The organism is Actinomyces qiguomingii (assembly GCF_004102025.1).
GTDB classification, from domain to species: Bacteria; Actinomycetota; Actinomycetes; order Actinomycetales; family Actinomycetaceae; genus Actinomyces; species Actinomyces qiguomingii.
This window is the reverse complement of sequence record NZ_CP025228.1, coordinates 1,859,205-1,872,824: the sequence shown is the minus strand read 5'-3', so window position 1 is coordinate 1,872,824 and position 13,620 is coordinate 1,859,205. Positions and strand designations below refer to the sequence as shown.

At 64.3% G+C, this 13,620-nt stretch carries 11 protein-coding genes; 9 read left to right on the top strand and 2 right to left on the bottom strand.

What is annotated here, in order from left to right; genetic code table 11:
* The first annotated feature begins 3 nt into the window (after window positions 1–3).
* On the top strand, window positions 4–804 hold the full coding sequence (locus CWT10_RS07690) for a polyprenol monophosphomannose synthase (RefSeq protein WP_103064405.1): 801 nt from the start codon (window positions 4–6) through the stop codon (window positions 802–804).
* Here the strand turns inward: CWT10_RS07690 and CWT10_RS07685 are convergent.
* Window positions 786–1,139, bottom strand: a complete 354-nt coding sequence (locus CWT10_RS07685; RefSeq protein WP_103064404.1) for an RNA polymerase-binding protein RbpA — start codon at window positions 1,137–1,139, stop codon at window positions 786–788. The two genes, CWT10_RS07690 and CWT10_RS07685, sit on opposite strands and share 19 nt — an antisense overlap.
* A gap of 157 nt (window positions 1,140–1,296) precedes the next feature.
* On the opposite strand from CWT10_RS07685, the gene CWT10_RS07680 reads away from it, so the two are divergent.
* From CWT10_RS07680 to CWT10_RS07645, 8 genes are all read left to right on the top strand, one after another.
* A complete protein-coding gene (locus tag CWT10_RS07680; RefSeq protein ID WP_103064466.1) occupies window positions 1,297–2,421 on the top strand; it encodes a 6-phosphofructokinase in 1,125 nt (374 codons plus the stop codon).
* A 1,029-nt stretch (window positions 2,422–3,450) separates the two neighbouring features.
* Entirely contained in the window at window positions 3,451–3,645 is a 195-nt protein-coding gene (locus tag CWT10_RS07675) for a hypothetical protein (protein WP_174721950.1), read from the top strand.
* A gap of 57 nt (window positions 3,646–3,702) precedes the next feature.
* Window positions 3,703–4,737, top strand: coding sequence for a LacI family DNA-binding transcriptional regulator (locus CWT10_RS07670; protein ID WP_103064403.1), 1,035 nt, complete (start codon window positions 3,703–3,705; stop codon window positions 4,735–4,737).
* A gap of 111 nt (window positions 4,738–4,848) precedes the next feature.
* Complete coding sequence (locus tag CWT10_RS07665; RefSeq protein WP_103064402.1) at window positions 4,849–6,180, top strand: ABC transporter substrate-binding protein; 1,332 nt, start codon at window positions 4,849–4,851, stop codon at window positions 6,178–6,180.
* A 4-nt stretch (window positions 6,181–6,184) separates the two neighbouring features.
* Window positions 6,185–7,138, top strand: coding sequence for a carbohydrate ABC transporter permease (locus CWT10_RS07660; RefSeq protein WP_103064401.1), 954 nt, complete (start codon window positions 6,185–6,187; stop codon window positions 7,136–7,138).
* Entirely contained in the window at window positions 7,131–7,970 is an 840-nt protein-coding gene (locus tag CWT10_RS07655; protein ID WP_103064400.1) for a carbohydrate ABC transporter permease, read from the top strand. The genes CWT10_RS07660 and CWT10_RS07655 overlap by 8 nt, the downstream gene beginning before the upstream one ends.
* A 28-nt stretch (window positions 7,971–7,998) precedes the next feature.
* Complete coding sequence (locus tag CWT10_RS07650) at window positions 7,999–9,918, top strand: cellulase family glycosylhydrolase (RefSeq protein WP_199176404.1); 1,920 nt, start codon at window positions 7,999–8,001, stop codon at window positions 9,916–9,918.
* Window positions 9,919–10,254: 336 nt separating this feature from the next.
* Window positions 10,255–11,259, top strand: a complete 1,005-nt coding sequence (locus tag CWT10_RS07645; RefSeq protein WP_103064398.1) for a LacI family DNA-binding transcriptional regulator — start codon at window positions 10,255–10,257, stop codon at window positions 11,257–11,259.
* A 150-nt stretch (window positions 11,260–11,409) separates the two neighbouring features.
* Here the strand turns inward: CWT10_RS07645 and CWT10_RS07640 are convergent, their stop codons facing one another.
* Window positions 11,410–13,428 (bottom strand): sucrose-specific PTS transporter subunit IIBC, encoded by a 2,019-nt coding sequence (locus CWT10_RS07640; RefSeq protein ID WP_174721993.1) that lies wholly within the window; start codon window positions 13,426–13,428, stop codon window positions 11,410–11,412.
* Window positions 13,429–13,620 lie beyond the last annotated feature (192 nt).

Here is a 13,620-nt window from a genome sequence, read left to right as displayed (position 1 = left end):
GCTGTGAAGGCCGTCGTCGTCATCCCCACCTATAACGAGATCGATAACCTGCCGGGCGCGTTAGACGGGGTGCGTGATGCCGTACCCCAGGCCGACATCCTGGTGGTGGATGACAACTCGCCGGACGGCACCGGCTCCTTGGCCGACTCCAGAGCACTGGCCGACACGCATATTCACGTGCTGCACCGGGAGGAGAAGAACGGGCTGGGCCCGGCTTACCTGGCCGGCTTCTCCTGGGCGCTGGCGCAGGGGTACGAGCTGATCTGCGAAATGGATGCCGATGGCTCCCACCGCCCCCAGGACCTGGCGCTGCTCATCCAGCGCGCCGAGATGGCCGATGTGCCAGACCTGGTCATCGGTTCCCGCTGGGTGTCCGGGGGTGCCACCGTGGGTTGGGACGGCCGGCGGGTGGCGCTGTCGCGCGGCGGCAACCTGTACATCAATGCCATGCTGGGGCTGCGAGTCAGGGACGCCACAGCTGGTTTCAGGGTGTATCGGGCCGACGCCTTGCGGCGACTGAATCTGGGCGCGGTAGAGGCGCACGGTTACGGCTTCCAGGTGAATATGACCAAACTGGTGGCCGAGTCCGGCGGCCGCATAGTGGAGATACCCATTACCTTCCGGGAGCGGGAAGCCGGCCAGTCTAAACTCTCCGGAGGGATCTTCTCCGAGGAGCTCGCCCTAGTCACCAAGTGGGGTGTTTCCAAACGTGGCACACAGCTGGCTGGTCTGGCCGTTTCCGCCGGGGAGCAGGTTCGGGGCACCTACAGGCGCGCGCGCACCCGTCAGAAGCGTTCGCGGTAGATCTCACCTGAACGCAGCATCTCCAGGCGCTCATCCAGCAGGACCTTCAGATCCTCGACGTCACGGCGCTCCAACAGCATGTCCCAGTGGGTACGAGGAGCCTTCTTGGGCTCATCCGACTCAGGATCGTCCTCTCCGCGCAGCACCGCGGGCTGCCCACACTCCGGGCACTCCCAGGTCTGCGGCACCTCCGCCTCCATGGACATGGGGACCGTGGTGACATGGCCCAGGGGGCACTCATAGGTGATGTTCTGCCTGGCGGCGAACTCCACACCGTCCTCGGACTCCATTGACTTCGCGCCGATCGTCATGCCTCGCAGTGCCCGATCCGCCATGCTTGTGCCCTCCCTGTTCGATCATGCCTGGTTGCCAGACGGTCCAGAGGATAACGCGCGCACACCCCGGATCATTCCCACCGGACTCACCCGTCCCGGATGGTCCAAGGCGCCGAGACACGTCTACGGCCCCGTGCGCTGCGGCATACTTGGCTTCATGGCAACCAAGCGTATCGGAATCCTGACCGCTGGCGGAGACGCGCCCGGACTCAACGCCGCGATCCGCGGCTTCGGCAAGGCGGCTATCGCCGAGCACGGGTGGAAACTGATCGGGTTCCGCGATGGCATGCGCGGGTTGGCGGAGAACCGGTACACGGAGCTGAATGCGGCGGCTCTGTCCGGAATCCTGACCACCGGCGGCACCATGCTGGGCACCAGCCGGGACAAGGTGCACCGCATGATGGTGGACGGCGAGGTACGGGACATGATTCCGACCATTGTGGACAACGTCGAGAAGGACAAGCTTGACGCCGTGGTGTGCCTGGGTGGTGGCGGCACCGCCAAGAACGCCCGTCGGCTAATGGATGCGGGCATCAACGTGCTGCATCTGCCCAAGACCATCGACAATGACATTGTGCGCACGGAGAGCTCGTTCGGCTTCTCCACCGCCCTGGAGATCGCCACCGAGGCGGTGGACCGCCTGCACTCGACGGCGCACTCCCACCATCGCATCATCCTCACCGAGATCATGGGCCACCGCGCCGGTTGGTTGGCGCTGGGAGCGGGTCTGGCCGGGGGAGCGGATGTGATTCTGCTGCCGGAGGTGCCCTACTCGGTGGATGCGATCGCCGACAAGATCGAGCGGCGCCGCAAGCACGGGTCGACCTTCTCCGTTGTCGCCGTTGCCGAGGGCGCCCGCAGTGTCAAGGACGCCGAGGAGCTCGCTCATGCTCAGGCACTGGTCAAGGACGCCTCCAGCCCGGAGCTGAAGGCTCTGGCCAAGAAGGGCGTCAAGGCGCTGGAGGCCTCTCACCGCGCCAACACCTTCACTCTCGCCGAGCAGCTGGAGGCCGCCACCGGGCTGGAGGCGCGTGTGTCGATCCTGGGCTACGTGCAGCGGGGCGGCACCCCGAATGCGGCCGACCGCCTGCTGGGCACCCGTCTGGGCGTGGCCGGGGCGAATGCCATTGCCGCCGGCAAGTACGGCGTCATGGTCGCCGACTGCGGGCACGACACCGCCCTGGTGCCGCTGAAGGAGGTTGCCGGCAAGGTCAAGTACGTGCCGCGCGACCACGAGTGGATCAAGGCCGCGCGCGCGGTGGGCACGGCGCTGGGGGACTGAGGCGCCGGTAGGCGGTGGAGTTCGCTTAAATTCAACATCCCGCGCTCTCCGGAAGAGACGTGAATTTCACGCCGCAGGCCGCATCTGAGGATGCGCAGCCGCGCAACCCGGCCGACCCTGAGGGGGTATTCCTAGGGGCGATCCGCCGCGAAATTCTTGCCTTTCCGCACAATTGCACGGAAAGGTCGCGATTGTATGGTAGCGCCGCCGATACTGTGAATGACCGGCTCTTCCGGTCTCAGGGTGTGTTCGCCGAGTTCGGTAGATATAACCATCGAGTTCGGTAGATATGACGATCGAGTTCGGTTGGCGGGGCTGGCGGGGTGGGGGAACACTTTGACTCTCAGCTGCGGGCCTACACCCCTGGTGTGGTGGGCAGGTCTGGGCGCCTGGTAGCCAACCGGCACCCTTGTCCGATCGGCAGGGACGTCCTTGGCGATGAATCGGCCCCACATCCCAGCCGGGCCGGCTGCCGACCATGTTCGCGGCCTACGGCATCTCAACCCTGACCGCAGGTCCGCCACCGTCCAAGGCAACCGCACCGATCTGAATCTGCACCCCCACACCGGGACCACTTGCCTGCGGATGGACCACCTGAAACGCACTCTCAGACGCTCCAGCTGAAGGAACCCGGTCCAAGTGCGGGGGTCCCGGTCCGAACACCGAGGGGTTGACCATCGGTCTCTCCCCCCACGACGCGCCGGGCCGAGGCGCCGCGCTCGTGCCGATATCCCATGATGGTTCGGCACGGGGCTGCGGCGTGAGGGGCGCATTCGGGTTGAAGAGGTCGTATTCAACCGGCCGAGGTCGTCTTCGGGCTGACAAGGACGTCTTCGGGCTGGCTGGGTCGTTGTCGTTTCCAGGCGAGGATAGTTCGAGGACGCGGGTTGGCCCTCCAGGACGCCGGCCAGCCGTCGAGACGCCCTGCCGGGCGGCATCCTGGAGGGCCGGGTCATGTCGATCGAGCATCATCGGTAAGGCCAACGAAATCGATTGCAGCACCACGAGCAGTCAACTAGAATTGACGCCATGAAGACGTTGATCGGTGCCGATGACGATTCGCCACTGAAGGAACTGGGACGCATCGTGCGTGAGCGCAGGGAACTGGACGCCGCTGAGGTGCTAGCCGTGCGCCGGGCCCGCAATGCCGGCCACTCCTGGACCGCCATCGGTGCCGCACTGGGCATCAGCAAGCAAGCGGTCCATCGCCGCTACGGCAAGTGATCGCGTAACCGCTACGATCGGCCCCGCGCCAACGCGCTTGGCAGGGGAGGACGGCACATGAACGCGACGCCGACGATCTCGGATTTGGCCCGTGCCTTGAATCTGTCGATCTCCTCGGTGTCCTACGCGCTTAACGGCCACAAGGGCGTCAGCGAGGTCACCAGAAGACGCGTCATCGAATACGCCACGCGAGTGGGGTACCGCGCGAACTCCTCAGCCCGGGCACTGTCGCGCGCACGCACCGGCAGTATCGGCATCGTCGTGAGAGACGAGTATGCGGTCATCGGCACCCAACCGTACTATCTCCGCTTCTTAGCGGGCATTGCCGCAGCGCTCGAGGGCACGGAGGTGGAGCTGATCGTCAAGTTGACAGAATCCGGCCTCGACGATGAGCTCGCCGTCTACCGCCGCTGGGCCGCTGAGAGCCGCGTGGATGGCGTGATTCTGATCGATGAGAACATCGACGATCCGCGGGCGGCCCTGGTGCAGTCACTTGGGCTACCCGCAGTGCTGCACGGAACCACTCCGCCCACGCACCCCGAGTTGTCCGGCATCCTCATCGACGATGCCGCGGACTCCGCCACACTCGTCGAGCATCTGGCCCGGCAGGGGGCCCGGAGCGTGCTGCATGCGGCCGGTCCGACGCGACACCGCCACGAGGCGCGCCGTTTGGAGACCGTCGCTGCCGAATGCGCGGCACGCGGCCTGGGCTATGACTGTGTATGCGGTTCCTACGCGTTGTCCCATGGGCAACGCGCGGCGGACCTTCTGGCCGCACAGACATCGCCGCGCCCGGACGCCATCATCGCCGCCAATGACCTGGTGGCGGTAGGCGCATGCCGCCGACTGGCTCAGCACGGCATCGCGGTTCCCCAGGACTGTCTGGTGGTCGCCTGGGACAACTCGATTATGTGCGAAATCGCCGAACCAGCTATCAGTGCCCTGGACCGAAACCCCGAACGCTGCGGGAGCCGAGCTGTACAGCTGCTGCTGGAACGGCTCGGCGACACCAGCACTGCCACCAAGCACGAGATTGCCGAATCCAGCGAGCTGATCTTACGGCGATCCTCGGTACCCGTCCGTCTCGGCTGAGACCGCTGGAATCTTCACCCTTGACGCCTCCTGGACACGGCCCTATTCTGTTACCGAAGCGCTTCGGTTGTGCGAGAGTCGCACCAGCGCGAGGTTTCAAGGAGGAAACCCATGGCACTGTCACTTACTCGACGTGGCTTCATCAGCGCCTCCGGGCTGACTGCGGCACTGGCGGCCGTCTCGTCTACTGCTGCGTGCGCGGGCTCGAGGCAGTCCTCGGGGCGTGGGAGCGGCGCACTTACGTACTGGGCGTCCAATCAGGGGGCGAGCGTCGATGATGACAAGGCGACTTTGACGCCGCTGCTGGAGGAGTTCACCGCCGAGACCGGCATCGAGGTGGAGATGGAAGTGATCGGTTGGAATGACCTCCAGACGCGTATCCAGACCGCGGTCACCTCCGGCGATGCGCCCGATGTGGTCAATATCGGCAACACCTGGGCCGTTTCACTGCAAGCCACCGGGGCCTTCCTCGAATTCGACGAAGCCGCCTTGGAAGCCGTCGGCGGCGCCGACAAGTTCGTGGAGACGGCTCTGGCCACCTGTGGAGCGCCGGGCACCACGCCCACGTCGCTTCCGCTGTATGGGCTCGCCTACGGGCTGTACTACAACCGGCAGATGTTCACCGACGCCGGCCTGGAAGCGCCGACCACATGGGAGGAGATGGTCGATGCGGCCAAGCGGCTGACCGACCCGGGCAAGGGCGTGTACGGCATGGCGATCGCTGCGGGCAGCTACACGGAAAATGCGCACTACGCCTTCATCAACGCGGCACAGGAGGGGGAGGAGCTGTTCGACTCAGATGGCAATCCAACCTTCACCGGCGACGGCGTGGTCAACGGCATCCTCAGGTACCTCGATCTCATGCAGACCGACGCGGTGGTCAACACCTCCAACGCCCAGTACGACAACGGCGCCGACTCCGTGGCGGACTTCGCCAACGGCAAGGCGGCCATGATCATCAACCAGAACAATGCCGACACCACGATCGTGGCCAATGGAATGACTCACGACCAGTTCGGGGTGGTGCCCTATCCGGCACCCGCGGGTGCGCCGGACGACACCGCCAGCCATGTCGCTGGCATCAACATCGCGTTGTTCGCCAACACCGGCAATCGGGACGGCGCGCTGCAACTGGTCAAGTTCCTGACCGAGGCCGAGCAGCAGGCGACGCTGGGCGAGCAGTTCAAGACTCTCCCGGTGCTCAAGGGCGAGGAGCCAACCTTCACCGAGGACGCTCAGGAGGCGGCGATTTTCATGGAGGTCTACGAGAACCGTGCCAAGCCGTTGCCACTGGTCCCGGCCGAGGACCAGTTCGAATCCTCCGTGGGGCAGGCGATGAATGACATGTTTGCCTCCGTGGCCACTGGCACCGTCCTGACCGCAGACGATGTGCGCCAGGCGCTACAGAGCGCTCAGGACACCGTCTCCGCCGCCATCGGCTGAGCTCATGACCGCAAACGCCTCCACCGCTCGCCGCCCCAGGCGCCCCACCAAACGACGGGTGCGCCAGGGATGGTGGTTTCCCTACCTGATCATCCTTCCGGCGATAGTGTTCGAACTGCTCATCCACATCATTCCGATGCTCACGGGAATCTGGATGAGTTTCAAACAACTGACCAAGTTCTTCATCGCGAACTGGTCCGCGGCCCCCGACGCCGGCCTGGACAACTACCGCAGGGTGCTCGACATGTCGGGCAGCGTCGGCATGGGATTCCGGAACTCGTTGCTGATCACCTGCGCCTTCACGATAATCGTCGTCGGCCTCTCCTGGGCGCTGGGCATGCTCGCGGCCGTGGTGTTGCAACGCCCCTTCCGCGGCCGCGCGGTGGTGCGCACGCTCTTCCTGGTGCCGTACGCCCTGCCTATGTATGCCGGGATCATCGCGTGGAAGTTCATGTTCCAGAAGGACAATGGAGCGATCAACCATATCCTTCAGAGTCTGGGGATCCTCGACGAGGGCGCCTTTTGGCTGATTGGCAATAACGCCTTTTTCGCGCTCGTGATCGTTGCCATATGGCGCTGGTGGCCCTTCGCCTTCCTCATGCTGATGGCCGGGCTGCAATCCATCCCCGAAGACGTGTACGAAGCCGCTGCGCTCGACGGCGCACGGCCGCTGCGGCAGTGGTGGTCAATTACACTGCCGATGCTGCGCCCGGTGAATCTTGTCCTGCTGCTGAACATGTTCCTGTGGACCTTCAACGACTTCAACACGCCGTACGTCCTTTATGGAACTGCCAACCCGCCGGCGGGGGACCTAATCTCATTCCACATCTACAACGCCTCCTTCCTCACGTGGAACTTTGGAGCGGGCTCGGCCATGTCCACCCTGCTGCTGCTAATGCTGCTAGCGCTGTCCGGCATGTACATCGTCTACCTAAACCGGAGGTCTGAGAATGCGTGAGGGCAGGGGATTCAAGCTCCTACGGGTGGTCGTCGTCCTTGCGCTTGCCGCATTCGTCGCACTGCCCCTGTATGTGATGATCAGTTCTTCGCTCAAGCCGTTGCAAGACGTCCAGGGGGACTTCTCCTGGTGGCCCACCCACCTGACAGTCTCACCGTTCCTGGACATGTGGAAGACGGTCCCTCTGGGCCGCTACTTCGTGAACTCCATCATCGTGGCGACTATCGCCACCATCTTCAGTCTGATCATCGCCATCTTCGCCTCATACGCCGTATCGCGCTACCGCTTCCGCGGACGCGGAGCGTTCACCACGGCGATCCTGTCCACACAGATGTTCCCGGGCGTTCTATTCCTGCTGCCCCTGTTCATGATCTTCTCCAACATCAACACGGCGATCGGGGTGCAGCTAGTCGGCACGCGGGGCGGGCTCGTCCTGACCTACCTGACCTTCTCGCTGCCATTCTCCATCTGGATGCTCTCGGGCTATTTCAACGGCATTCCTCGCGAGCTCGACGACGCCGCCAAGGTGGACGGCTGTGGCCCCCTTGCCGCCCTGTTCCGCGTGGTGCTTCCGGCGGCGCGGCCCGGAGTGGTGGCGGTGGCGATATATGCGTTCATGACCTCATGGGGAGAGGTGCTCTTCGCCTCGGTGATGACCACCGACGCCAATCGCACGCTCGCCGTCGGCCTGCGTCTGTACTCCACCCAGACGGCCGTGTACTGGAACCAGATCATGGCGGCGTCCCTAGCCGTGTCAGTGCCGGTCGTGATCGCATTCCTCTTGCTGCAACGCAGTTTCGTCGCAGGTCTGACCGCAGGCGCCGTGAAGTGAAGTTGAGCCACCACCGAAAGGAAATTCAATGCCATCCCGTCCGATGCCGACCCTGCTCGATGGAGCCGACACCCGGCCCTGGTTGGGCGCAAACTTCTGGTCCCGTCAAGGCGGGCCCCGCATGTGGTCGCGCTACGACCCGGACGTCGTTCGGGAGGAGCTCGCGGTTCTTCACGACCACGGCCTGAACCTGACCCGTTCCTTCTTCTACTGGCCCGACTTCATGCCGACCCCGGACACCATTGACGAGTCCTGCTGCGCGAATTACCAGGACTTCCTCAATGCGCATGCGGAGCTGGACATGCGCACCATCCCCACATTCCTGGTCGGCCACATGTCGGGGGAGAACTGGGACCCGGCCTGGCGTCATGGCCGTGACATTTACTCCGATGTGTGGATGGTAGGCCGTCAGGCCTGGTATGTACGGGAACTGACCCGCCGCTTCCACAACCACTGCGCGGTGGCCGGATGGCTGATCTCCAATGAGATCCCCATCTACGGAGGGGAGGGTGCGGAGGAGACCATAACGTCCTGGGCACTTCTCATGGTGGACGCAGTGCGCGCCGGGGGAGGGGACCAACCCGTCAGTCTCGGCGACGGGCTGTGGGGAGTGGAGACCACCGGGCATGACAGCGGCTTCTCATCGATCGCCTACGGCCCGCTCGTTGATTTCGTGGGCCCGCATGTCTACCGGATGGAACACGACCGGGTGCGTCAGCACCTCAAGGCGGCCTTCATCTGTGAACTGGGCGGCGTCGCGAATAAGCCCGTGATCATGGAGGAGTTCGGCCTGTCCTCGGATTTCGTCTCCCCGGAGGGCTCCGGGTCCTACTATCGGCAGCTGCTGCACGCCACACTGACCGCCGGTGCATCAGGCTGGATCGCCTGGAACAACACTGATTATGACAATCTGCGGGATCAGCGCCCCTACAGCCATCATCCCTTCGAGCAGCACTTCGGCATCACGGACTGCCAAGGCAGGCCCAAGCCTCCTTTGCGGGAACTTGAGACATTCAGCAAGGAACTGGCCGAACTGGAACTGGGCCGGGCGCAGCGGGCCGAAACCGATACCGCGATCGTCATACCGTCCTACCTGACCGCGAGATACCCCTTCACAACCGATGTCGAACGTCGAGTCATTGTCGATGTCTCGGAACAGGCCTACCTCGCAGCCAGGGAGGCGGATCTGGCTCCGGGACTCGCACATGAGCCGCGGGACGGTCATGGAGGCATTCCGGACGGTTACCGGCTCTACCTGCTGCCCTCGGTCAAGCAGCTGACGGCGCCGTCGTGGCTGCGGCTGGAGGAGCTTGCCGATGCCGGGGCGACGGTATACGTGTCCTACTGCGCAGGCGAGACGGACAGCCAACGCGGCCCGTGGTGGAACCGGGTCACCAGGCTCTTCGGCGTGTCGCCACAGCTCACCTACGGCCTGAACGACCCCGTCACGGAGGACGTTGTGGAACTCACCATGACGACGGAACTCGGCTCGCTCAGCGCCGGGTCCACCTTGACTTTCAAGGCCTCGGGGAATGTAGAAGCGCGGGCGTATTTACCGGTGACGGTGGACGAGTCTCTGGCAACCGTGCTCGCACGGGACGCCGCGGGCCGACCCGCCCTGGTCGAGCGCCGTCACGGACAGGGGCGCATGGTGCTGTGCACATATCCGCTCGAATACTTCGCGGCACGCCTGGGAAACGTCAATCCCGAGGACACCTGGCGCCTGTACGACGCACTGGCCGTGGTCGCTAGGGTGCGCCGCCCGGTTCATGTGGCGGACCCGCGCGTGATGGTCGACTCACTGGTGCTGGGTGACGGCGACGCTGTGGACGTGGTCATCTCACAGCACGACGAGCCGGTCGACGTCCTGCTGGAATACGCCGATGGCTCCGAGCCGCGGCGGATCGAGCTGGAGCCGCTCGGAACCAGGATCATCAGGCGCCGGTAGCCCCGCGCCGATAATGTACATTATGTCATTCCTCGACTGAGGCAGCCCCACTCGGGCCGTGGCGCTCCCGACGGCGCCCCACCCCACGCCGCCCACGAGTAACATGTCCCTTGGTACACATCCGCAGGACGCGGCCAGGACACCAGCTGACCGCCGCTCTACTGGACGTCCGTAATGTCATGACATCGCTACCACAGTGTCGGCAGCGGCCCGGGTCGATGCACGGAGTCGAGGCGTTCGGGATTAGGATTGACCGGGATTTGTCCCGCCGCCATGCAAATGGTCGGATCGGCTCGTACTGGCTCTTGTAGTCCATGTCTTACAAAGGAGTTGCCCTTGGTCCTACGCCGTGAACCCACACTGGCCGACGTCGCCGAGCTCGCCGGGGTCTCCTTGACCACGGTATCCCGGGTGCTCAACAACCGGGGCTACCTCAGCCAGGAGACCAAGGATCGCGTAGCCAGGGCGGTAGCCCAGCTCAACTACCGGCCCAACCAGGTGGCCCGTGCGCTCCACGGCAAGTCCACCAACATCGTCGGCGTCATCGTGCCCACCGTCGCCCTGCCCTTCTTCGGCGAACTCGCCGATGAGATCGAGAACGCCCTGGCCGAGCACCACTACCGCATACTCGTATGCAACTCCATGGGCCGCGCAGACCGGGAACGAGAGTACCTGGATCTGCTGATCTCACACCGGGTGGACGGCATCATCTCCGGAGCACACAACGATCAGCTCAAGGAGTACCACACGGTGCGCATGCCCCTGGTGACCATTGATCGGGACCTGTCCCCCACAATCCCCAATATCCGATGCGCCAACGAGGCCGCGGCGCGTGAAGCCACCCGCCTGTTGCTGGACCGCGGCGCCAGACGTCCGGCGTTGCTGACCTCGCGCACAGGCGAGCACAATCGGCGGGAGGCCGGATACCGGGCGGTGCTAGAGCAGTTCGGCATCGACCCCGTCATCTTCACCGTGGATTTTCACACTCCCGACGCCGAAAGAGCCCGGCTCATCGACGCTCACCTGGATTCCGCAGCCAACCGGATCGACGCCGTGTTCGCCACCGACGACCTGTCTGCCGCCGCCGTCCTGGACTGGGCCGACCGGAACGGCCTGCGGGTACCGCAGGACTTCAAGGTCATCGGTTTCGATGGTACCTCCGCGGTAAGACGCGCCCTGCCCGGCCTGGCGACGGTCCGCCAGCCCCTGGGCGATCTGGCCCGCACCGCCGTAGAGGTGCTGCTAAAGCAGATTCAGAACGCCGCACAGGGACAAGAAGCCGAATCGATCTCCTCCCCCATTGAACTTCCGGGCGTGCTTCTTCCTGGCCGGACCACATAACCCACTCTCCGGCCAGTGCCACCCGTGGTACCAGGCGGGCGAGCAAGCCGAATCGAAGAAGGCCGGTGGCCGACCCGGGATTCCGGGTCGGCCACCGGCCTTGTGTTGACTGTGTTGACCAGGACTTCTAGCAGTCCTGAAACGTTATGATCAGGCGTTGGCGCCCTGCTCGGCCGGCTCGGCCGCGGGGGTCACGCAGTACAGGGCGTCTCCGCGGGCGACGGCGCCGGCCTGCTCGTCGGTGACTCCTTCGAAGGCGGTCGCGTTAGAGACCACGATCGGGGTGACGGTCTCATAGCCGTCCTCGGTGACACCGGCCCAGTCGACCTCAACCAGCGTCTGACCGCGCAACACCTTGTCTCCTGCGGCGACCTTCGGAGTGAAGTGCTTGCCATCAAGTTCGACGGTATCCATACCGACGTGGATCAGCAGCTCCACGCCACTGGCCGAGCGCAGGCCGTAGGCGTGTCCGGTCGGGAAGGCGACCAGTACCTCGCCGTCGATCGGAGAGACTACGGGGCCGGACTCCGGCACTACCGCCAGGCCCGGGCCCAACATCCCGGAGGAGAAGGTCTTGTCCTTCACCTCGGTAAGTGGCACCGCTCGTCCCTGAATGGGCGAGGTGACGGTGAAGTCGGTGGCGGCCTCGGCAGGAAGCTCCACAGTGGCAGCATGGGCCTTGGTGGCCTCAGCCTCCAGCGCGGCCTCGTCGACGTCGTCGACGCTATCGCCGGACAGAGAGTTCTTTCCCCGCGTCATTCCGTAGCTGATGGCGGCGCCGAAGGCGATGGCGAACACGATCAGCTCTACCACGATGTACTTGAGGATGTCATCGGGAACGATCGATACAAAGCCGACGAATCCCGCTGCTCCCAGCGCCTGGGAGTGAATGTTCAGCAGCGAGACGAGCGCACCGCCGACGGCGGCTGCCCCGATACCGATGAAGAAGGGCCAACGCAGACGCAGGTTCACACCGAAGATGGCCGGCTCGGTGATGCCGAAGACGGCCGACGCGCCACCGGCACCGGCCAGACCCTTCATCTTGGCGTCCTTGGTGAGCACGAAGACCGCCAGGGCAACCGCACCCTGGGCCACATTGGCCATCGAGGCGATCGGGAAGATGAATGATCCTGCGCCTCCAGACTGCATATCGGCGATCAGCGGCAGCTCGACGGCCGGGAAGGACTGGTGCAGACCGGTGACGACGATGGGCGAGTAGACCAGGCCGAAGAGGAATCCACCGATCGGTCCGGCGGTGTTGTACAGCCACTGAAGTCCCGCAGTGATACCGTCCGAGAGCTCACGCGCCAACGGACCAACAACCACGAAGGTCAAGAAGCCCGTCAGCAGCAGCGTGATCAGCGGGGTGAGGAGGAAGTCCGCGGTTCCGGACAGCCGCTTGTGGAGCCACTTCTCAATGACGGAAAGGATCCAGGCCACGCACAGAACCGGGATGACCATCGCCTGGTAGCCGATCTTGTCGACATTCAGGCCGAACAGGCTCCAGCTCTCGATCAGGCCCTCCTCGGTGGCCTGCTGGATGTTGTAGGCGCTGGTCAGCTCCGTAGAGACCATGGCCGCACCCATCGCGGCGCCCAGGTATACGTTGCCGCCGAAGCGCTTTGCGGCCGAGAATCCGACCAGCACGGGCAGGAAGGCGAAGGCTGCGGAGGAGACCAGGTTGATCAGGCCCGCATAGTCCGCCAGCCAGGGGTAACGGTCGGTCAGACCGTAGGTGGAGCCGTCTGCGGCCTCGAAGAATCCCGCGGTCAGCACGTTGTTGATCGCCATCATCAGACCGCCGGCGATCAGGGCGGGCAGGATCGGGACGAAGATGTCCGCGATCATCTTGATGAAGCGGGAGACGATGTTGCCACTCTTGGCGGCCTCCTGCTTCGCCTCATCCTTGGACACTTCCTTTACGCCGCCGGTCTTGACCATCTCATCAAAGACGATGTCGACATCACCAGGGCCGACGATGATCTGGAACATACCGCCGGCAACGAAGGTACCCTTCAGATCAGGGTCCTTGTCCAGAGCCTTCTGGTCCACCTTGTCCATGTCGTTCAAGACAAGGCGCAGGCGCGTCGCACAGTGCGCTGCCGCGCTGATGTTGTCGGCTCCCCCGACGTACGTCAGGACGTCTCTCGCCACGCGGGCGTGATCCATAGCCACCCGGGCTTCCTTTCTGTGGGAACTGGTCACTCTGCATTGAGCTCGACGGAAGGTTGCGGAGCATCTGGATCTACCACAGACCCGCGCGCCACAGCCTATGTCAAACGATAGTCAGACTACCGCTCGCCCCCCGGTTCTGCAACCGTCGGATGTCCGGCAACTCACAGGTCCGGCAGGCATCGCAAT